Annotated in this window: 12 protein-coding genes, 1 tRNA gene, 3 rRNA genes and 2 pseudogenes; 8 read left to right on the top strand and 10 right to left on the bottom strand. The window is 46.2% G+C overall.

The window, feature by feature from the left end; translation table 11 throughout:
* Positions 1-78: 78 nt before the first annotated feature.
* From dnaA to AC3FZD_RS14745, 8 genes are all read right to left on the bottom strand, one after another.
* Complete coding sequence (gene dnaA / locus AC3FZD_RS14780) at positions 79-1,455, bottom strand: chromosomal replication initiator protein DnaA (RefSeq protein ID WP_488736764.1); 1,377 nt, start codon at positions 1,453-1,455, stop codon at positions 79-81.
* Between the two features lie 130 nt (positions 1,456-1,585).
* Positions 1,586-2,113, bottom strand: a complete 528-nt coding sequence (locus AC3FZD_RS14775; protein ID WP_488736763.1) for a tetratricopeptide repeat protein — start codon at positions 2,111-2,113, stop codon at positions 1,586-1,588.
* Between the two features lie 276 nt (positions 2,114-2,389).
* A complete protein-coding gene (gene rplT / locus AC3FZD_RS14770) occupies positions 2,390-2,746 on the bottom strand; it encodes a 50S ribosomal protein L20 (protein ID WP_271937781.1) in 357 nt (118 codons plus the stop codon).
* Between the two features lie 57 nt (positions 2,747-2,803).
* Positions 2,804-3,001 (bottom strand): 50S ribosomal protein L35, encoded by a 198-nt coding sequence (gene rpmI / locus AC3FZD_RS14765; protein WP_488736762.1) that lies wholly within the window; start codon positions 2,999-3,001, stop codon positions 2,804-2,806.
* A gap of 117 nt (positions 3,002-3,118) precedes the next feature.
* Positions 3,119-3,236 (bottom strand): 5S ribosomal RNA (rrf, locus tag AC3FZD_RS14760).
* Between the two features lie 76 nt (positions 3,237-3,312).
* Positions 3,313-6,204, bottom strand: a 23S ribosomal RNA gene (locus tag AC3FZD_RS14755).
* A gap of 214 nt (positions 6,205-6,418) precedes the next feature.
* Positions 6,419-6,492, bottom strand: a tRNA-Ile gene (locus AC3FZD_RS14750).
* Positions 6,493-6,604: 112 nt separating this feature from the next.
* Positions 6,605-8,092 (bottom strand): 16S ribosomal RNA (locus AC3FZD_RS14745).
* The 16S, 23S and 5S rRNA genes sit together here with 1 tRNA gene alongside, the layout of an rRNA operon.
* Positions 8,093-8,479: 387 nt before the next feature.
* On the opposite strand from AC3FZD_RS14745, the gene nadC reads away from it, so the two are divergent.
* The 3 genes from nadC (at position 8,480) to AC3FZD_RS14730 (ending at position 12,266) form a co-directional block, all read left to right on the top strand.
* On the top strand, positions 8,480-9,343 hold the full coding sequence (gene nadC / locus AC3FZD_RS14740; RefSeq protein ID WP_488736761.1) for a carboxylating nicotinate-nucleotide diphosphorylase: 864 nt from the start codon (positions 8,480-8,482) through the stop codon (positions 9,341-9,343).
* 29 nt (positions 9,344-9,372) lie between these two features.
* Positions 9,373-11,130, top strand: coding sequence for an arginine--tRNA ligase (gene argS, locus AC3FZD_RS14735; RefSeq protein ID WP_488736760.1), 1,758 nt, complete (start codon positions 9,373-9,375; stop codon positions 11,128-11,130).
* 221 nt (positions 11,131-11,351) lie between these two features.
* Positions 11,352-12,266: a phosphatidate cytidylyltransferase gene (locus AC3FZD_RS14730; RefSeq protein ID WP_488736759.1), complete on the top strand. Its 915-nt coding sequence runs from the start codon at positions 11,352-11,354 to the stop codon at positions 12,264-12,266.
* On the opposite strand, the gene AC3FZD_RS14725 is transcribed toward AC3FZD_RS14730, so the two are convergent.
* Positions 12,263-12,994 (bottom strand): LmeA family phospholipid-binding protein, encoded by a 732-nt coding sequence (locus AC3FZD_RS14725; protein WP_488736758.1) that lies wholly within the window; start codon positions 12,992-12,994, stop codon positions 12,263-12,265. The two genes, AC3FZD_RS14730 and AC3FZD_RS14725, sit on opposite strands and share 4 nt — an antisense overlap.
* A gap of 372 nt (positions 12,995-13,366) precedes the next feature.
* Here AC3FZD_RS14725 and AC3FZD_RS14720 point away from each other — a divergent pair.
* Positions 13,367-13,984: pseudogene (locus AC3FZD_RS14720) on the top strand (DUF4912 domain-containing protein); the annotation flags it as partial.
* 245 nt (positions 13,985-14,229) lie between these two features.
* Here AC3FZD_RS14720 and AC3FZD_RS14715 read toward each other — a convergent pair.
* Positions 14,230-15,540 (bottom strand): hypothetical protein, encoded by a 1,311-nt coding sequence (locus AC3FZD_RS14715; protein ID WP_488740353.1) that lies wholly within the window; start codon positions 15,538-15,540, stop codon positions 14,230-14,232.
* A gap of 43 nt (positions 15,541-15,583) precedes the next feature.
* Here AC3FZD_RS14715 and AC3FZD_RS14710 point away from each other — a divergent pair.
* The 4 genes and pseudogenes from AC3FZD_RS14710 to AC3FZD_RS14695 form a co-directional block, all read left to right on the top strand.
* Positions 15,584-16,069, top strand: a pseudogene (locus AC3FZD_RS14710) (DUF4912 domain-containing protein); the annotation flags it as partial.
* Positions 16,070-16,245: 176 nt separating this feature from the next.
* On the top strand, positions 16,246-17,940 hold the full coding sequence (locus AC3FZD_RS14705; protein WP_488736757.1) for a DUF2079 domain-containing protein: 1,695 nt from the start codon (positions 16,246-16,248) through the stop codon (positions 17,938-17,940).
* 15 nt (positions 17,941-17,955) lie between these two features.
* Entirely contained in the window at positions 17,956-19,296 is a 1,341-nt protein-coding gene (gene mgsA / locus AC3FZD_RS14700; RefSeq protein ID WP_488736756.1) for a methylglyoxal synthase, read from the top strand.
* Positions 19,271-21,106 (top strand): response regulator, encoded by a 1,836-nt coding sequence (locus tag AC3FZD_RS14695; protein ID WP_488736755.1) that lies wholly within the window; start codon positions 19,271-19,273, stop codon positions 21,104-21,106. Before mgsA ends, AC3FZD_RS14695 begins: the two co-directional genes overlap by 26 nt.
* Positions 21,107-21,149: the final 43 nt, after the last annotated feature.

Genomic DNA, 21,149 nt, shown 5'->3' with positions numbered 1-21,149 from the left:
GGGTCAAACTCCACAAATCATAGCAATGTCTAAGTCAAAATTATCAAGGATCTCAGATCAAGGCGTTGCCGATCCCCCTCACCGCTTGCCCTGGGAGCGACTAACCAGGGTAATGCGATCGCCCAGTTGCCGCATGAGCTTGGCTAAGTCTGGATCTTGTTCTAGTCTCTGCCCAACTTTCTCACAGCTATACATCACGGTTGTGTGATCTTTTCCCCCAAATTCTTCTCCAATTTTGGGCAAGCTTAAGTCCGTATGTTGACGCATCAGATACATACCGATTTGACGGGCTTGACTTATTTCTCTGCGCCTTGAATTCCCTTTTAAATCCTCTGGGGCAACCTGGAATTCTTCAGCAACAACGGCAATAATCAGATCCGCAGATACCTCTGCATGAGCAGCCGGTGGATTTAAAACTGGCGCGATATTTTCTACGGTCATCGATAATCCAGAAATGGACATATAAGCTACTGTGCGGATTAATGCCCCTTCTAGCTCTCGAATGTTAGAGGTATAATTGGTGGCAATATATTCAATGACGGCTGGGGGTAAATCCAAATTTTCATACTCGGCCTTTTTTTGCAAAATAGCCATGCGAGTTTCTAAATCCGGGGGTTGAATATCCGCAATTAATCCCATGGAAAACCGCGAACATAAACGCTCTTGAAGTTGCGGCATTTGACTGGGGGGGCGATCGGATGCCAACACCACTTGCTTACCGGCTTCATGGAGAGTATTAAAGGTATGGAAAAACTCTTCTTGAGTCGATTCTTGTCCTTCAATAAACTGAATATCATCGACTAACAACACATCAGCCGTCCGATAGTGATCGCGAAACCCTTGACGACTATCTTGACGAATAGCAGTGATTAAATCATTGGTAAATCTCTCGGTAGAAACATAAAACACTTTAGCCTCTGAACGAATTTTTAGCCGATAATGCCCAATAGCCTGCATCAGATGGGTTTTTCCCAGCCCCACACCTCCATACAGAAATAAAGGATTAAAACTGAGGGGATTTTCTCGTCCTGGAGATTCAGCAACCGCTAGAGATGCTGCATGAGCCATGCGATTATTGGAACCGACTACAAAATGCTCAAACACATATTTAGGATTAAGTTCCGTGGGCTTAGGGTAAGTATAGTTTTTAGGAACTGCTGGATTTGAAGACCACAGAAGATTTAAGTTAGAAGATGAGCTTTCTTGGTTAGCAACGGTAATGTTAATTCTGACAGGATGACCTAGAATTTCCGCTATAGTTGTATTGATAATATTAATATAGTTAGCTTGAAGCCAATTTCGTGCAAATAAATTGGGAGTTTCCAGAATTAAACAATTTTCTTGCAAATCAATTGCTTTTGCTGTTTTAATCCAAGTCTCAAACGTTGGCTGACTTAGCTTTTGTTCGAGTCGATCAAGAACTTGACTCCAAAGGCGATCGAGGGAAATTTCCACAGTTCACGCTCCCAATTTATCGACTACACAAGACTACAGAGCATCTTAGGAAACTGAATTTAAAGCCCCCTAGACCACCCAGGGTTAATATTTTAATTATTTCAGATTCTTTAAGATAGTGAAGTAACTTTTACTCTGATGGAATTAAGCGTTTCCTTAAAGAGTTAGCTCTTGTTTTCGCTGTTTTATTATTCGGTTCAATTTTTAATGCCTGATCGTAGCTTTCTAGAGCTTGCTTTGTCAAATTCTTTTTCTCATAAGCAAACCCTAGATTATTTAATGCTGTTACATAATCTGGAGCAATCTTCAATGCTTCTTTATACTGCCGAATAGCCACATCATACTGTTCCTTAGCCACATAGGCATAGCCTAAAGCATTGTAAACCAAAGCACTCTCTTGCTCTGGAATATCATCAGACTTGAGAGATTTTTGAAAAAGTTGAATAGCTTGACTGTACAGCTTCTTATCGGAATAAAGACAACCTAGCTGATAGTATTCTTGAGCTGTCCCTTGATTGGATTTTAGCTTTTTTTGTAACTCAGAGAATAAGGATTCAGAACGCTGAGTTTTAAGCACTTGACGAAAGATAAACCAAGCTGAAACAGCCAGCAGAACTAGAAATATAGAAAGGTAGGCGATCGGCAGTGAATTTTCCATCAAAATTTGTGTTAATAGTCTCTGGTTTATTATACTGGGTAAAAGCTAATTCTCAATACTTGGCCTTCTTTTGTCAACTGCGTTTACTCTTAATCCATTAGTCTCATGACTCTTACACTGAGTTATCCCTGAGAATAGGTGTTCAAATAAAGGTGGCTAGATATCGACTTCCCATACCTGCAAACGCTCAAAAGGGACGCTAGTTTCCCTTCTGAACGGTTGGTCGGATGGAGTTGCGATCGAGATCTACACCCCATTCCCTTCAAATATAAAGATCTAAGCACTCTTTTGGGCGGCTAACTCCACAACTTTGCTAAAACCCTGGGGATCGAGAATGGCCATCTCTGCTAACATTTTGCGGTTGAGCTGGATGTTCGCTTTTTTCAGATTACCCATCAACTTACTATAGCTGACTCCATTCTGACGGGCTGCTGCATTCACCCGCACAATCCATAGACGACGAAAATCACGCTTACGTTTACGGCGATCGCGATACGCATTCCGCAACGCTTTCATCACCTGTTGATTAGCTGTCCGAAAGAGTTTAGAGTGAGACCCACGAAACCCTTTAGCCAGCTTTAAAATTTTCTTGCGCCGTTTCCGAGCAACATTACCGCGTTTGACTCTTGGCATAATCGTTTATCCTAACCTAATTAAGTTGAACTCTTGAACTAGAGGCAGCAAACCTGCTTAAAGATAAGGCAACATTAAGCGCACATTTTCCTCATCTCTCTCACAAACCGCCGTAATTTGAGAAAGACGACGCTTCCGAGTGGGACTCTTATGCTCAAGCAAGTGATTCTTATTGGCTTTACGACGTAGTACCTTACCACTGCCTGTAACCCTAAATCTTTTAGCCGCTGCCTTGCGGGTCTTTAATTTTGGCATATTTTTCTTAACTCCATACTAATTCACACAATCTCTAACTATAGCAGAAAATATTACAAAAGTCCAATCTAAAACAACAAAACCCCTTTGTGTAAAAAGGGGTTTTGAGGAAGAATAACCTGGCACTGAGCTATTTTGCCCTGGGGTTACCCCCAAAGTATCGTCGCCGCTGCTGTGTTTAACTACCGAGTTCGGGATGGAGTCGGAGTGGTGCCACAGCGCTCACAGCACCAGGAAAGACAGTCGGGGGAAGAACCCTGAAGACTGCATAACGGTGAAGAAAATTCCGGCTCTACCTTGAGAATTAAATACAGGTCAAGCCCTCGGTCTATCAGTATGTCTCGGCTCCACCCATCGCTGGGCTTCCACCTAACACCTGTTTAACGGATCGTCTTTCCGTGACCTTACCTAGTTAACCTAGTGAGAGCACTCATCTTGAGGTGGGCTTCCCACTTAGATGCTTTCAGCGGTTATCCGCTCCGCACTTGGCTACCCTGCGTTTACCGTTGGCACGATAACAGGTACACCAGCGGTGCGTCCTTCCCGGTCCTCTCGTACTAAGGAAGGCTCCTCTCAATGCTCTTACGCCTACACCGGATATGGACCGAACTGTCTCACGACGTTCTGAACCCAGCTCACGTACCGCTTTAATGGGCGAACAGCCCAACCCTTGGGACCCACTTCCGCCCCAGGTTGCGATGAGCCGACATCGAGGTGCCAAACCTCCCCGTCGATGTGAACTCTTGGGGGAGATCAGCCTGTTATCCCTAGAGTAACTTTTATCCGTTGAGCGACGGCCCTTCCACTCAGCGCCGTCGGATCACTAAGGCCGTGTTTCCACCCTGCTTGAGTTGTCTCTCTTGCAGTCAAGCTCCCTTTTGCCTTTACACTCAATCGGCTGATTTCCGTCCAGCCTGAGGGAACCTTTGCGCGCCTCCGTTACTTTTTAGGAGGCGACCGCCCCAGTCAAACTACCCACCTGAAACGGTCCCTGTGCCGGGTCACGGCTTCAGGTTAGAATTCTAGCCTCGCCAGAGTGGTATCTCACCGTTGGCTCTGATTCCCCCACAAGGGAACCCTCAACGCCTCCCACCTATCCTGCGCAAGCGAAGCCCGAACCCAATTCCAGGCTATAGTAAAGCTTCATAGGGTCTTTCTGTCCAGGTGCAGGCAGTCCGTATCTTCACAGACACTCCTATTTCGCCGAGTCTCTCTCCGAGACAGCGCCCAGATCGTTACGCCTTTCGTGCGGGTCGGAACTTACCCGACAAGGAATTTCGCTACCTTAGGACCGTTATAGTTACGGCCGCCGTTCACCGGGGCTTCAGTCGCGAGCTTCGCTTTTGGCTAACCCACTTCCTTAACCTTCCGGCACTGGGCAGGCGTCAGCCCCCATACTGCGTCTTTCGACTTGGCGGAGACCTGTGTTTTTGGTAAACAGTCGCCTGGGCCTCTTCACTGCGACCACCATTTCTGGTGGCACCCCTTCTCCCGAAGTTACGGGGCCATTTTGCCGAGTTCCTTAGAGAGAGTTATCTCGCGCCCCTTGGTATTCTCTACCTCCCTACCTGTGTCGGTTTCGGGTACAGGTCAATACAAGACATTGGTGTTTAGAGCTTTTCTAGGAAGCTGGATCCGATTCTACTTCGCTGCCGTAGCTGCTCCCTATCACGCCTCAGCTTGGAAGGTTTTCTCCCTTCCTCAGCGCCTCGAACGCTTAGACCGGTAACCATCTTCCGGCTAGATCGAACCTTCTCCGTCCCTCTGCACCCCCCTGTATTGAGTACGGGATTATTGACCCGTTGTCCATCGACTACGCTTTTCAGCCTCGCCTTAGGTCCTGACTAACCCTCCGCGGACGAGCCTGCCGGAGGAACCCTTAGGGTTTCGGGGTATGGGATTCTCACCCATATTTTCGCTACTCAAGCCGACATTCTCACTTCTGTACTGTCCACACCTGCTTGCCGCTAGTGCTTCTCCCAATACAGAACGCTCCCCTACCACTTACTTTTCAGTAAGTCCACAGCTTCGGTAAACCACTTAGCCCCGTTCATTTTCGGCGCAGGAGCGCTTGACCAGTGAGCTATTACGCACTCTTTCAAGGATGGCTGCTTCTAGGCAAACCTCCTGGTTGTCTTAGCACTCCCACCTCCTTTATCACTTAGTGGTTATTTGGGGACCTTAGCTGGTGGTCTGGGCTGTTTCCCTCTTGACGATGAAGCTTATCCCCCACCGTCTGACTGGTTGGTTTTTCAACGGGTATTCTGAGTTTGACTCGATTTGGTACCGCTCTCGCAGCCCGCACCGAATCAGTGCTTTACCCCCCGTCTGGAACACCAACCGCTCTGCCTCAACAGATTTCGGGGAGAACCAGCTAGCTCCGGGTTCGATTGGCATTTCACCCCTAACCACACCTCATCCGCCGATTTTTCAACATCGGTCGGTTCGGACCTCCACTTGGTGTTACCCAAGCTTCATCCTGGACATGGTTAGATCACCCGGGTTCGGGTCTATAAATAATGACTTCAACGCCCTATTCAGACTCGCTTTCGCTTTGGCTTCAGCTATTTACGCCTTAACCTGCCATTACCTATAAGTCGCCGGCTCATTCTTCAACAGGCACACGGTCACTCGTTTAATCGAGCTTCCATTGCTTGTAAGCTAACGGTTTCAGGTTCTATTTCACTCCCCTCCCGGGGTTCTTTTCACCTTTCCCTCGCGGTACTGGTTCACTATCGGTCACACAGGAGTATTTAGCCTTACCACGTGGTCGTGGCTGATTCACTCGGGATTTCACTTAACCCAAGCTACTCGGGATACAGTCGGGGGGTTGAGATTTTTGACTACAGGACTTTCACCTCCTCTGGTGCAGCTTTCAACTGCTTCGTCTAATCCGCTCCCTCCCGTGCGACTGTCCCACTACCCCAACCCCAATTTGAGGTTGGTTTAGGCTTCTCCCCTTTCGCTCGCCGCTACTTAGGGAATCGCTTTTGCTTTCTCTTCCTCTGGCTACTAAGATGTTTCAGTTCGCCAGGTTCGCTCTCTCTAGCCTATGGATTCAGCTAGGAGTTTTTGGGTTGCCCCATTCGGATACCTCCGGATCAATGCTTGCTTCCAGCTCCCCGGAGCGTTTCGTCGGTCACCACGTCCTTCTTCGCCTCTGTGTGCCAAGGGATCCACCGTTAGCTCTTTGTAACTTGACCAGTTTTTTAACTCTCTTTTTACGAAAAGTCAGTTTTTCTGCTTTTTACGGTTTCTGCCTGAGATAAATAAGCTACAGCCTATTTATCTCCCTTGGAATTTTCTTTTCAGTTATGCAGTTTTCAAGGTTCTTTTTACTGGAGTTACTCTCCAGCCGACTCGGTTGCTCTCGCAACTTGAGGGGCTAGGGTCCCTTCTCTCTCTTTTTTCTTAATCTGGGCCATCCTGGACTTGAACCAGGGACCTCACCCTTATCAGGGGTGCGCTCTAACCACCTGAGCTAATAGCCCTTGACCGAACCCAACCTGTTTGAAAGCCTAATTTCTAAATCTTTTTGAGCTGACCTCGACCGACCTTGGGATTCTTCCCAGCATTATCTTTGCTTGGATTAGGTCTCCCTTTAAAGGAGGTGATCCAGCCACACCTTCCGGTACGGCTACCTTGTTACGACTTCACCCCAGTCATCAGCCCTGCCTTCGGCGTCCCCCTCCTCGAAAGGTTAGGGTAACGACTTCGGGCGTGGCCAACTTCCATGGTGTGACGGGCGGTGTGTACAAGGCCCGGGAACGGATTCACCGCCGTATGCTGACCGGCGATTACTAGCGATTCCTCCTTCATGCTCTCGAGTTGCAGAGAGCAATCTGAACTGAGACCGGGTTTCTGGGATTAGCTCACCTTCGCAGGCTGGCTGCCCTTTGTCCCGACCATTGTAGTACGTGTGTCGCCCAGGGCGTAAGGGGCATGCTGACTTGACGTCATCCCCACCTTCCTCCGGTTTGTCACCGGCAGTCTCTCTAGAGTTCCTAACTTAATATTGGCAACTAAAGACGAGGGTTGCGCTCGTTGCGGGACTTAACCCAACATCTCACGACACGAGCTGACGACAGCCATGCACCACCTGTGTTCGCGCTCCCGAAGGCACTTTCTCCTTTCAGAGAAATTCGCGACATGTCAAGCCCTGGTAAGGTTCTTCGCGTTGCATCGAATTAAACCACATACTCCACCGCTTGTGCGGGCCCCCGTCAATTCCTTTGAGTTTCACACTTGCGTGCGTACTCCCCAGGCGGGAGACTTAACGCGTTGGCTACGATACAGCACGGGTCGATACGTGCTACACCTAGTCTCCATCGTTTACGGCTAGGACTACAGGGGTATCTAATCCCTTTCGCTCCCCTAGCTTTCGTCCTTCAGTGTCAGGTCTGGCCCAGTAAAGCGCTTTCGCCACCGGTGTTCTTCCCGATATCTACGCATTTCACCGCTACACCGGGAATTCCCTTTACCCCTACCAGCCTCTAGCTAACCAGTTTCCATTGCCTTTCCACAGTTGAGCTGTGAGCTTTAACAACAGACTTAGTTCGCCACCTACAGACGCTTTACGCCCAATCATTCCGGATAACGCTTGCCTCCTCCGTATTACCGCGGCTGCTGGCACGGAGTTAGCCGAGGCTTATTCGTCAAGTACCGTCAGAACTTCTTCCTTGACAAAAGGGGTTTACGATCCAAAAACCTTCCTCCCCCACGCGGTCTTGCTCCGTCAGGCTTTCGCCCATTGCGGAAAATTCCCCACTGCTGCCTCCCGTAGGAGTCTGGGCCGTGTCTCAGTCCCAGTGTGGCTGCTCATCCTCTCAGACCAGCTACTGATCGTCGCCTTGGTAGGCTTTTACTCTACCAACTAGCTAATCAGACGCGAGCTCATCTCTGGGCAATAAATCTTTTACCTTTCGGCTCATCCGGTATTAGCCACCGTTTCCAGTGGTTGTCCCCGACCCAGAGGCAGATTCTCACGCGTTACTCACCCGTCCGCCACTCACTCCGAAGAGTTCGTTCGACTTGCATGTGTTAAGCAGACCGCCAGCGTTCATCCTGAGCCAGGATCAAACTCTCCGTGTTAACACTTTCGAGTTTTTTTTGGCTTTTGGGATTGAAACTTTCGCTTCTTTCCCTTATCATCTTCATTAACTTTAGCTTTCCCCCTTAAGGAGGTCGCTTCAGTTTCATTCACTAACGAGGGTCTAACTCATTTAGTTTAGGCTTTCAAACTATAGAATTTTCTAGGTTCGGTGGCTTCGAGGGGGAGTCAGCGATTCGCTGCCGTCCTCTCAAGCACAAATACGAATATAGCCAATCCTTCCCTTCTTTGTCAACCCTTTTTTCAAACTTTTTTGGAAATTTTTTCAAAAAACGCTACAACCCTTGGTATCTAAGGCTTGACAGGATCGAAAAAACTGAGCGATTTTAGGAAAATAGACGTTTTCTACTGAATAGAGGAAGTTGCTTATGCGTTCAACAGTATTTATGCCTGTTGGTATCGGTTTGGATGGTTGGCTCAAGGATTGGTTGATGGAGGATATTGGTCGGGGAGATCGCACCACCCAAGGCTTAACTCTAAACTCCACTCAGGATGTTGAGGGTGAGTGGATAGCCAAAGCAATAGGTAGAGTAGCGGGTTTACCAATCGCCAACCGAGTCTTCCAACTCCTAGATGCCAATACTGAACTAATTCCCCTGCTCTCAGAGGGAGAAGCCTGTACCCCAGGGCAACCGATCGCTAAACTCAAAGGATCATTAGAGTCCCTACTGATGGGTGAACGAGTCGCCCTAAACTTGGCCATGCGACTGAGCGGTATTGCCACTGCTACCCGCGAGTATGTCGATCGAATTGCTGACTTACCCACTCAATTTGTAGATACTCGCAAAACCACACCCGGTTTAAGAATCTTAGAAAAATATGCCTCCCAAATTGGGGGAGCAGTGAACCATCGCATGGGACTCGATGATGCTGTAATGATCAAAGATAACCATATTGCGGTAGCGGGGGGAATTGGGGAGGCAATCACCCAAATTCGTCAACGGATGCCCTACCCCCTGACTATAGAAGTGGAAACCGAAACCCTAACTCAAGTCCAAGAAGCGCTCGAACACAAAGCCGATATCATCATGCTTGACAATATGAGCCTTGAGTTGATGATAGAAGCCGTCAAAATTATCCGCCAAGCTTCTCACCAAGTTCAAATCGAAGCCTCTGGCAATGTCACCCTAGAAACTATTCGAGCGATCGCCGAAACTGGAGTAGACTATATTTCCAGCAGTGCCCCCATTACGCGATCGCCCTGGCTAGACTTAAGTATGAAATTAGGGTAAGGTCATCACTTGCCATCGATCCTATAACCATGAACTCAACCTTAGACACCCTCAGAAGTCAATTTTCAGCCGCCCTCGTTGCTGCATTTGGCAATGATTTTGCCCATACCGATCCCCTAGTCTTCATCGCCAGCGATCCCCAATTTGGGGATTATCAATGTAATATCGCTCTTTCCCTAGCCAAAAAACTCAAACAAAACCCCCAAGATATTGCCCAAACCTTAATCAATCATCTCGATTTAGGAGAAGTTTACGAAACACCAGAAATTGCCAAACAAGGGTTTATCAATCTCAGATTTAAACCCAGTTACCTAGAACAGCAAGTTTCTCAACTCCAACAAGATTCTCGCTTAGGCATGGCTCCAGTTTCTAATCCTCAAACTGTAGTTGTAGATTTCTCTAGTCCGAACATTGCCAAAGAAATGCATGTCGGACATTTGCGCTCCACCATTATTGGAGATTCCATTGCTCGGATCTTAGAATTTCGGGGGCATCAGGTTTTGCGTCTCAATCATGTAGGCGACTGGGGAACGCAGTTTGGCATGTTAATCACCTATTTACAAGAAGCTTATCCTGAAGCCCTAACCAAAGCCAACGCTTTAGAATTAGGGGACTTAGTAGCATTTTACAAACAAGCCAAGAAACGCTTTGACGAAGACGAAGAGTTTAAAGAAACCTCTCGTCAAGCCGTGGTTAAACTCCAAAGTGGAGATGAAAAAAGCTATAAAGCTTGGCAATTATTATGCGAGCAATCTCGGCAAGAATTTCAAGTGATTTATGATTGGCTAGATATTCAGCTCACTGAGCGAGGAGAATCCTTTTACAATGACTTATTACCCGGTGTAGTCCAAGATTTGGATAACTTGGGATTACTCGAAGAAAATGAGGGTGCAAGTTGTGTATTTGTCGATGGATTTACCAACAAAGATGGCGATCCACTCCCTTTAATTGTGAAAAAATCAGATGGAGGCTATAACTACGCCACAACAGATTTAGCCGCTCTACAGTATCGGATTAAACAGGATGGTGGCGATCGCCTTATTTATGTCACTGATGCAGGACAATCCAATCATTTTGCCCAAATTTTCCAAGTCGCAAAACGTGCCGGTTGGATTCCAGATAGCGTTGAAGTCATTCATGTTCCCTTTGGATTAGTGCAAGGAGAAGACGGGAAAAAACTAAAAACTCGTGAAGGAGAAACCATTAGATTACGGGATTTATTAGACGAAGCCATTCGTAGGGCGCGTCAAGATTTAGACCAAAGACTGATTTCAGAAGAGCGTACAGAAACAGAAGAATTTAAGCAAAAAGTGGCTCAAGTTGTGGGATTAAGTGCAGTCAAATATGCTGATTTGAGCCAAAATCGAACCAGCAATTACCGATTCAGCTATGACAAAATGCTATCGCTCAAAGGAAATACAGCTCCTTATCTGTTATACGCCTATGTGCGAGTGCAGGGAATTAGTCGTCAAGGAGGTATTGATTTAGAAAACTTGCCTCCAGAAGCGATGGTAAGCTTGACAGAAACCACAGAACTATCCTTAGCTCGATTATTGCTCAAGATGAATGATATTGTTGAACAAGTCGAGCAAGATTTGCTACCCAATCGATTATGTAGCTACTTGTTTGAAGTCAGTCAAAAATTCAATCAGTTTTACGATCAATGCCCCGTCCTGAAAGCAGAAGAACCTTATAAAATTTCGCGCTTAATTTTAGCTAACTTAACCGCGAAGACTTTAAAGTTGGGCTTATCTTTGTTGGGGATATCGGTACTAGAAAGAATGTAGAAGATTGTAGTTTTAGGGAATAGGCAATAGAGAACAAGCAACAAAAAGTGTTCTCACGCTTCCTTAGATGGCTATATTCCTCTTCTGCCATGATCGGTAAGATATCACAACCTTACCGATCTTAGGTGAGCGGGTTGAGATCTCTCCATCTCCCCATCCCTCATTCCGGCGTATACATTATAATGTCCTAAAGGATTTCTTAAATCTTCTTAACCTTACTAATGTCCGGAAACTCTCTATTATCTCCTCAGCAACCCAACTCTGCCTTCCCTTGGACTCGTGTAATCACGGGTGTAGTGGCGATTCCTATTGCCCTAGGAGTCACCTTCTTAGGGGGCTGGTATTTTACTCTTGGATTTGGGATTATCGTTTATCTCGGCCAATCCGAATATTTTCAGATGGTACGGGCTAAGGGAATTCTCCCGGCTGGTAAAACCACCCTGGTGATTACCCAGATTTTGTTGATTATCTGTACCATTTCCCCCTCTTTGGCCGATGCTATTGTACCGGTGGCCGGTACGTTAATTTGTTTTTATTTACTCTTTCAACCGAAGTTAGCCACAATCGCCGATATTGCTGCTTCGATTTTAGGCTTATTTTATTGTGGCTATTTACCCAGTTATTGGGTCAGATTGCGCTCTATGGGCGAGGCTTCTAGTTTGGAATGGACTTTAGCTCTTCCCAATCATTGGCCGCTCTGGGAAGAGCTACCCATTGGTTTTAAATTGACCCTCCTAACATTTGTCTGTATCTGGGCCGCCGACATTGGCGCTTATACCTTTGGTAAATTATGGGGGCGAACTCGACTTTCAGAAATTAGTCCCAAGAAAACCGTTGAAGGTGCAGTTTGTGGTGTAATTGGCAGCATTGCTGTGGCCTGCGTTGGAGCCTATTTCCTCCAGTGGCCCTATTGGGAGTTAACCGGTTTAAGCGTAGGTTTAATGATTGGTATTGCCAGTTTGCTCGGAGATTTAACAGAGTCGATGATGAAACGGGACGCGGGAGTTAAAGATTCTGGAAAACTGATTCCTGGTCATGGGGGTATCCTGGATCGAGCGGATAGTTATGTTTTTACTGCACCATTAGTTTATTATTTTGTGACTTTGGTTTTACCGGCATTGTCTCCAGGAGGTTAGGGCAAAACCGTAATTTGGCCCATACAAAAAACTTTTTCAGGACTGAGCTGTATCTGTTCTAAGGTGACTTCCGTTCCTAAATCAATTTCGAGAGTATTTAAGGGCTTGGGAAATAGCCCAACTGGTGCGTTAAGAGTTAGGGGATGAAAGCGCAATTTATGGCCGTCGATCAGTTCTAGACCGCTATGTATTTTCAAATTGGCTTGAGGATCTTGGGGTTGGGGCCAGGTGGCGCTCAGGGTGAGTTGACAATCGCCTAGGGTAATGGTGTGCCATTGGGGGGGAGTAGTGTTTAGGAAGCGATAATGCTCTCCATTGCTATCTGCTCCACTGGCTTTAAGCAATTCTCGCAGAAATTCAGTGAGTCCTTGAGAGAGCAGGCCTTCTGGGATGAGAGAGTCCCTCAGTTGTTGGGCTGTAATTTGCAGTTGCCCTGTGACAAGGATGGGTTCTAGTAGACGTAGGGGTTTGCGTCGCAGGACTTGGGGCAAGTTGGTGCGAATGGTTTTGGCTCTGAGATGAATTTGACTGAGGTGGAGTCCTTGGTAGGTGGCTTGACTCGCTTGAATGGTGACGTGGGGGATGAGTCCCGATAGGATTTGGCGATCGCCCGCATCAATACTCAGATGTAGATCCTCGATCTCTTCGGCTTGGGATTTTAGCCACAGTTGTAGAGCCGGAGACAGAACGCGACTAATAAGACCGTGTTTACTAGCTGTAGAAGTCATATCGATGAGAAATTAGACATTAAATATTATCGTTGATGGGGCTGGATCTATAAATCACTTTGCTCTTAAGTAATGAGTATTTGTATTTATTTAAAGCCGTCATAATGGATTGTATTCTATCCTATTCACCTACTCATCTAGTCCGATCCCTCAAGTAAAGTCATCATTTCATGACTTCATTTGAGGAGTGAGATCGCTAAAGTCATGAAATGATGACAAAAAAAGCGGCCAAAGGACTGAGTTCGCGTCGAAATACCTAAAACAGACCGACTCAACCCTTGCTATCCCCTGTTTTTTTTTGCAATATGTTAAGCAATTGATCCCCAAGCTCAATTCATGAGCCAACGATTAAGACATTAGGAGAGTCTGTCCATGACCAATAACCGTCCACCCTTATCTGAGATGACCTTACGACAATTGCGTAAGGTCGCCAGTGAATACCAAATTTACCGTTATAGCCGGATGCTTAAGTCCCAACTCCTGGAAGCCATTATGAACGCTCAAGACTCTACTGATACATCTATGGATAACCATATACAAACAGACTCGGTAGATACTCAAGAAAAGGTAGGAGCGGCAAAGTTTGAAATGGGAAACTCCTTTAACCAAAAAGTTCTCGCCTCTGTAGATGAGGGGTTAACCGATTTACCCAATGGTTATGGTCAGCCTTGCATTGTCCTCATGCCTCGTGACCCTCAATGGGCTTATGCTTACTGGGATATTAGTAATGAACAAAAAGAACAATTACGCATTCAAGGTGGACAACAATTAGCACTGCGAATCTACGATGTTACTGATCTCAACATCAACTATGAAAGTCCCCATAGTATGCAGGAATATCCCTGCGATGAATTAGCCAGAGAATGGTATATTCCCATTCCCATTAGCGATCGCATCTATGTTGTTGATATTGGTTATCGCTGTGCTGATGGTCGCTGGTTAATTCTGGCACGTTCTTCTCCCGTCACTATTCCCCCCATCTATCCCTCCGACTGGGTAGAAGACCGGTTTATGACCGTAAACTGGGACAAAACTCTAGGCAGTGGAGATCAACTTCTCACCCTCAACCCACCCGGCCGTAAAACGACTGAAGCTGATAAACTTTATCAACTCGCACGGGAATCAGAAGCCAAACGCCTAGCTGGTTCTGTCTTCGGTTCCGAAACCGCCCAAGCTATTAGTTCCTATGTTTTTCCCTCTGGAGTGGGTAAATGGGCTGCTCCAGCAGCATCTGTTCAAACGGAGTCAGGAGCAGGCTTAACCACTTCAGGAGCAGGACTAACTACTTCGGGTGTTGGCTTGACCACATCTGGAGCAGGCTTAACCACATCTGGGGCAGGACTAACCACTTCAGGTGTAGGCTTGACCACTTCAGGTGTTGGCTTAACTATGTCTGGTATAGCTGAAACCCTGTCTGGTGCAGGCTTGACCACTTCAGGTGTAGGCTTGACCACTTCAGGTGTAGGCTTGACCACTTCAGGTGTAGGTTTGACCACTTCAGGTGTAGGCTTGACCACTTCGGGAATGGGCTTAACCACTTCAGGTGCAGGTTTGACCACTTCAGGAATGGGATTAACCACTTCAGGTGTAGGTTTAACCACTTCAGGAATGGGATTAACCACTTCAGGTGTAGGTTTAACCACTTCGGGAATGGGCTTAACCACTTCAGGTGCAGGTTTAACCACTTCAGGAATGGGATTAACCACTTCAGGAATGGGATTAACCACTTCAGGTGTAGGATTAACCACTTCAGGTGTTGGTTTAACCACTTCAGGAATGGGACTAACCACTTCAGGTGTTGGCTTAACCACTTCAGGTGTTGGCTTAACCACTTCAGGTGTTGGCTTAACCACTTCAGGAATGGGACTAACCACTTCAGGTGTTGGCTTAACCACTTCAGGTGTTGGCTTGACTACTTCAGGAATGGGATTAACCACTTCAGGAATGGGATTAACCACTTCAGGAATGGGATTAACCACTTCGGGTGTTGGCTTAACCACTTCAGGTGTAGGTTTGACCACTTCAGGAATGGGATTAACTACTTCAGGTGTTGGCTTAACCACTTCAGGAATGGGATTAACTACTTCAGGTGTTGGCTTAACCACTTCAGGTGTAGGTTTGACCACTTCAGGAATGGGATTAACTACTTCAGGTGTTGGCTTAACCACTTCAGGTGTAGGTTTGACCACTTCAGGAATGGGATTAACTACTTCAGGTGTTGGTTTAACCATGTCTGGTGTAGGTTTAACCACTTCAGGAATGGGATTAACTACTTCAGGAATGGGATTAACCACTTCAGGAATGGGATTAACTACTTCAGGAATGGGATTAACTACTTCAGGTGTAGGTTTAACCATGTCTGGTGTTGGCTTAACCACTTCAGGAATGGGATTAACTACTTCAGGAATGGGATTAACCACTTCAGGTGTAGGTTTAACCACTTCAGGAATGGGATTAACTACTTCAGGTGTAGGTTTAACCATGTCTGGTGTTGGTTTAACCACTTCAGGAATGGGGCTAACCACTTCAGGTGTTGGTTTAACCATGTCTGGTGTCGGACAAACCATGTCTGGCGCAGGTTTAACCATGTCTGGTGTCGGACAAACCATGTCTGGTGTAGGTTTAACCACTTCGGGAATGGGACTAACTACTTCAGGTGCAGGTTTAACCATGTCCGGTGTCGGACAAACCATGTCTGGTGCAGGTTTAACCATGTCTGGTGTAGGTATGGAAATGCCTACGATGTCTGGCGTACATATGTCTGGGGTAGGCTTCTCTGCACCTCCTATTCAACCGCGCAAGTTCTGGCTAGTTGCTGATGCGGAACTGATTGTGTATGGTGCAACTGAACCGGATGCTACCGTTACTATTGGCGGTAAACCGATTAAACTGAATCCAGATGGAACATTCCGCTTCCAGATGTCTTTCCAAGATGGTTTAATTGATTATCCGATTATGGCGGTTGCGGCTGATGGAGTACAAAACCGTTCGGTACATATGCAGTTTACTCGCCAAACGCCTTCTCGCGATACGAATACGAAAGAAGAGGCGGTTTTAGAATGGGTTGAATCCTAAAAAATCTTGCTCTCTTGAGTTAGAAATGAATCTCTGATTTTGGTAATACCCGGTTTAAAATCTAAACCGGGTTTTTTGATGTCCTTTATGGGCCAAGTATTACATCTATGGAAGCAGTGCTATACAATGGGGTCTATTCTTCTATGATGTCAGGGCGTTAAACTCGTAATCCTCCCATGTCTGACATGCTGAAATCCAAGTCTTCTGGTCTAAGACTGGTCATTTTTGGGGCGATCGCTTTTTTTCTGTTTAGCCTTACCCTGACTTTGCACCGCCATTATACCTTTTATTCCACCACGAGTCAGGGATCGTTCAATCAGATCTTCTGGAATAATCTCCATGGGCGTTTTTTTAAGACTTCTCTAGCTTCCGTAGTCTCAGCAGAAGTAATCTATGGGGGAGAAATTCCCACTGTCACCCATAACTATCTAGGACAGCATTTTACCCCATCAATACTGATGGGATTGCCTCTGTATGGTTTCTTTCCCCATGGAGTAACCTTGATGATCATTCAAGTTACCCTAGTCACACTGGCAGGGTTGGTCTTGTATGCTTTAGCCAGAGAGTATCTTAATTCTCCAGTGGCTGCGATGATTACTTGTAGCTTTTATAGTGCCACAGCTATACTTGGGCCAACTCTATCCAATTTTGATCCTCTTAGTCAACTACCTTTCTTAGTATTTAGTGCCTTACTCGCCTTAGAAAAGCGGTTGTGGTGGTGGTTTGCATTTTTAATTGTGTGGATCTTAGGAGTACGAGAAGACGCTGGTTTAATTGTCTTGGGTATCGGTGTTTATTTAATTCTTAGCAAACGCTATAACCGCTTAGGAATTGGATTATCTGTTTTAAGTGTTACTTATATTTTAACGGTAACCTATACAATTATGCCCCTATTTTCGGCGGATATCAATCAGAGTTTACTGATTAATAAATTTGGTCAATATGTTAATCGGGATGAAGCTTCTGTTGTGGAAGTGATTTGGGGAATGATTTCCCAGCCTTGGTTATTGATATGGGAATTGATTTCTCCTCCAGTGAGAACGCTCAATTATTTAGTGAATCAAGGATTACCGCTAGTATTTATTCCGGTGTTTGCTCCGGCGGCTTGGTGTATTTCCAGTTTTCCTTTGCTTCTTTTACTGTTAGGACAAGGATTATCAGTGTTATCGATTACTCTTCGCTATACGATGGGTGTGGTTCCAGGTCTATTTTATGGGGCTATTTTATGGTGGTCTGGCCAAGGATTTCATAATTTTACCTACAATCCCCATCAACTTAAGCCTCGGCTGTTAACACGGCGATTTCAGAGGATTTGGCTGGGGTGTATGATGGTGTCTATTGTACTAACTATTACGGCTAATCCCAGCCAGACTTTTTATTTTCTGATTCCGGATTCCGTGAATCCCTGGATTTTTGTTTCTTTACCGGAACAATGGCAACATGCGTCTAAAATTCGGTCAGTTATCGATCGCATTCCATTGGATGCGAGTGTGTCGGCAACCGGCGAAATTGTGCCCCATCTTTCCGAAAGGGAAGAGCTTATTCGGTTGCCAGGAATTGACTTTAGAAATGAACAGGGCGATCGCCAAACTGTGGAGTATGTAGTCGCCGATCTGTGGCGTTTGCAAAAATATCAATCTGCCTTTACCCAAGAGCGGCACTTGCTTTATTATAATGTAGTTCTCATTGATACTCTACTACAACAGCGCAGTTATGGAATTCTCAGGTTTGAAGATGGAGTGGTTTTATTGGGCCAAAAGGCAGGGAATGATCCAGAGGCGATCGCCGCTTGGTTAGCTTATCGACAAAATCTCAATCCTCTGATCCAAAATATCCACCAAGAACTCAATCCCACCTCCCCACTCTCTTAACCTCACCCATTACCCATGTCTCAAAAAATTGCTCTGATTGCCCACGATAGCAAAAAAGAGGATATCGTTAACTTTGCCCAAAAACATACCAAATTACTGGCTTGTTATCCCCTCATGGCTACCGGAACCACTGGAGAACGTATTGCTTCGGCAACCGGATTAACCATAGAACGGATGTTATCTGGCCCCATGGGAGGGGATGCTCAAATCGCCGCAGCAGTAGCTACCGGCAAAGTCAGGGCGGTGATTTTCCTGATCGATCCCCTCTACGCCCAACCCCATGAACCGGATATTAATGCTCTGTTGCGGATTTGTGAAGTGCATAATGTGGCTCTTGCCACTAATTTATCTACCGCAGAAGCGGTGATTACCAGTTTACGACGCACCCGTAGAGCGCACTTAATCTTTAATCCGGTTTCGGGTCAAGGAAACTCCCAACAAGACTTGTTATTGATTCGGCAATTGTTGGAACCCTATTTTCAGCTTACCGTATCGATGACGACTCCAGATGATGCACCAGAAGAGCTGGCCAAAGCGGCGATCGCCCAAGAAGCCGATCTCATCCTTGCCTCTGGGGGTGATGGGACAGTATCCGCCGTCGCTGGAGCATTAATTAACACCAATATTCCCCTAGGAGTCATTCCCAGAGGAACGGCTAACGCTTTTGCTAATGCTTTGGGGATTATTTCCAACTTAACGCCCATTCGTAGCGCCTGCGATGTGATTATTACCGGGATGACTCGTGTGATTGATGTGGGATTATGTAATGGCAAAACCATGATTCTCTTAGCCGGTGTGGGTTATGAAGCGGGAGCAATTGAAAAAGCCGATCGCGAAGCCAAAAACCGTTGGGGCCCCCTAGCTTACATTATGGCGGGATGGAAGCAAGTGCGAGAGCATGAACTCTTCGAGGTAGAAATGGAAATCGATGGAGTTTTAAAAACCTTCCAAGCGGGAGCTATTACCATTGCCAATGCTGCACCTCCCACGTCGGTGATGGCCCAAGGGATGGGACAAGTGATCCCTGATGATGGTTTATTAGAAGTCGTAATTATTACGGCAGAGACTAAACTAGCCACCGTGAATGCCATGATTGATTTATTTGGTTCTGGACTCACGAAAACCCCCATTCAACGGGAAGACACCCTCGGAGTAAGGACTCGCAAAGTGAAAGTGGCAACCTATCCTCCTCAAAAAGTCGTCTTGGATGGGGAAATTATTGGCACAACCCCCATTGAAGTTGAATGTATTCCCAAGGGGTTAACGGTACTTGCTCCTCCACCCAATCAAAGAATTAATGACTATAGACCATTATCGGAAATTGCAGGGGATGAAAATTCTATTGGTCGAAGATGATGAAGCCTTGGCTGAATTGTTAAAAAATGAACTGACAACTCACCATTACTTAGTGGATGTGGCTTTTGATGGCAATTTGGGTTGGCAACTGGCGGAAGGGATTATTTACGATTTAATTTTACTGGATGTGGGATTGCCCCAACTCAATGGGATTGAATTTTGTCAGCAACGACGTAAAAAAGGCGATCGCACCCCAATTCTGTTAATGACGGCTGAAGACTCTAGCACCCAAAAGGTGATCGGGTTAGATGCAGGAGCGGATGATTACCTAACCAAACCCTTTGATTTACCGGAACTTCTGGCCCGAATTCGGGCCCTTTTGCGCCGAGGTAATGACACGCGACTACCAACTCTAAGCTGGGGAAAGCTACATCTCGATCCGAGTAAATGTCAAGTCACCTACGATGGAAACCTCTTAAAACTGACGGCTAAAGAATATGAGCTGCTGGAGCTGTTTCTGCGCTATCCTCAACGTATTTTTAGCCAAAGTGCCATTCTGGATCATTTATGGTCTTTTGATGACCCCCCTTCAGAAAATGCGGTACGCACCCATATCAAAAGCTTGCGCCAAAAACTAAAAAAAGCTGGTAGTGACAACGATTTAATTGAGACCGTCTATGGTTTAGGGTATCGCCTCAAGGCTTTAGCTCAAGAGTCTCTTGTGACCCAAAATTCTGCTATTCCGCCTGCTTTTTTACCGATTTGGGAACGGTATCAGCATCAATATGGCGATCGCCTGAAAGCGATCCAAACCACCCTAGATCATCTACCTACGGGTTTCCTGAATGCCGATTCCCTCCAGGATGCCATTCGAGAAGCTCATACCCTCGCTGGTTCCCTGGGTAGTTTTGGCCTCAATCATCTTTCGGAAGTGGCACGACAGATTGAGAATACTCTAAAAACAGCCTCAGATCCGACCACATTGCTAGAAACGGTAGCGCCTCAGATGAAGGAATTGGATCAAGGTCTAACCCAGAATACAACTTCTAAACCGGTCACGCCTCCCCCTAAACCCATTACTTTACCTCAAATTCTGATCGTAGAATCCGATCCCATTTTCGCTGAATCATTAAAAGAGCAAGCAATCCGCGCTCATCTCGATCCAGTGGTCGTCTCTACCTTGTCCGGGGGAAAAGAGCAAGTTCAGCAACAACCACCGGATTTGATCTTACTGGAGTTATGCCTACCTAAAACAACCCAGACGCAAATTTTAGAATGGATGTCGTTGCTCAGTGCTGCTGAACCCCCCATACCAGTGGTAGTTTTAGCGGAGCAAAATACCTTAAATGACCGGGTAGCGGTAGCTAGAGCGGGAGGACAAGGGTTTGTGCAAAAACCCATTTCGGCTCAAGAGGCGATCGCATCAGTGCGTCCGTTTTTAAGAGGAGATGGAACCCAATCTCCCCAACTGCTGATTGTAGATGATGATTCCCAACTTTTAGCTTATTTGCAACAAATCCTTAAACCTTGGGGGTTTGAAATTACTCTTCTCAACCATCCCCAAGGGTTTTGGCAAACCCTACAAGCTGTTCAACCGGATTTAGTCCTACTCGATATTGAAATGCCCGAAGTTACTGGGATTGAACTGTGTCAAGTGCTGCGAAATGACCCCCAATGGATGGCGCTTCCGGTGTTGTTTCTATCGAGTCATCGAGATTCCCAAACGATTCAGCAAGTTTTTTTAGCTGGAGCTGATGACTATATTCAAAAACCGATTGTAGAACCGGAGTTGATTGCTCGCATTTTGAACCGTTTAGAGCGTCGATCGCAACAACCTTCTTTAGTTCAGCGCTATTTACCTAGGGACTAATTTACCCACGAGCAGAGATAGAATAAAGGGATTCCGGTTCATG

It is taken from the genome of Roseofilum sp. KMC-1 (genome assembly GCF_057802075.1).
This window is presented reverse-complemented; position numbering and strand designations above follow the sequence as displayed.

Coding starts and splice junctions, on each gene's coding strand:
- AC3FZD_RS14775 (WP_488736763.1), bottom strand. CDS start 2,113: ATGGAAAATTCACTGCCGATCGCCTACCTTTCTATATTTCTAGTTCTG.
- rplT (WP_271937781.1), bottom strand. CDS start 2,746: ATGCCAAGAGTCAAACGCGGTAATGTTGCTCGGAAACGGCGCAAGAAA.
- rpmI (WP_488736762.1), bottom strand. CDS start 3,001: ATGCCAAAATTAAAGACCCGCAAGGCAGCGGCTAAAAGATTTAGGGTT.
- nadC (WP_488736761.1), top strand. CDS start 8,480: ATGCGTTCAACAGTATTTATGCCTGTTGGTATCGGTTTGGATGGTTGG.
- argS (WP_488736760.1), top strand. CDS start 9,373: ATGAACTCAACCTTAGACACCCTCAGAAGTCAATTTTCAGCCGCCCTC.
- AC3FZD_RS14730 (WP_488736759.1), top strand. CDS start 11,352: ATGTCCGGAAACTCTCTATTATCTCCTCAGCAACCCAACTCTGCCTTC.
- AC3FZD_RS14725 (WP_488736758.1), bottom strand. CDS start 12,994: ATGACTTCTACAGCTAGTAAACACGGTCTTATTAGTCGCGTTCTGTCT.
- AC3FZD_RS14715 (WP_488740353.1), bottom strand. CDS start 15,540: ATGGTTAAACCAACACCTGAAGTGGTTAGCCCCATTCCTGAAGTGGTT.
- AC3FZD_RS14705 (WP_488736757.1), top strand. CDS start 16,246: ATGTCTGACATGCTGAAATCCAAGTCTTCTGGTCTAAGACTGGTCATT.
- mgsA (WP_488736756.1), top strand. CDS start 17,956: ATGTCTCAAAAAATTGCTCTGATTGCCCACGATAGCAAAAAAGAGGAT.
- AC3FZD_RS14695 (WP_488736755.1), top strand. CDS start 19,271: ATGAAAATTCTATTGGTCGAAGATGATGAAGCCTTGGCTGAATTGTTA.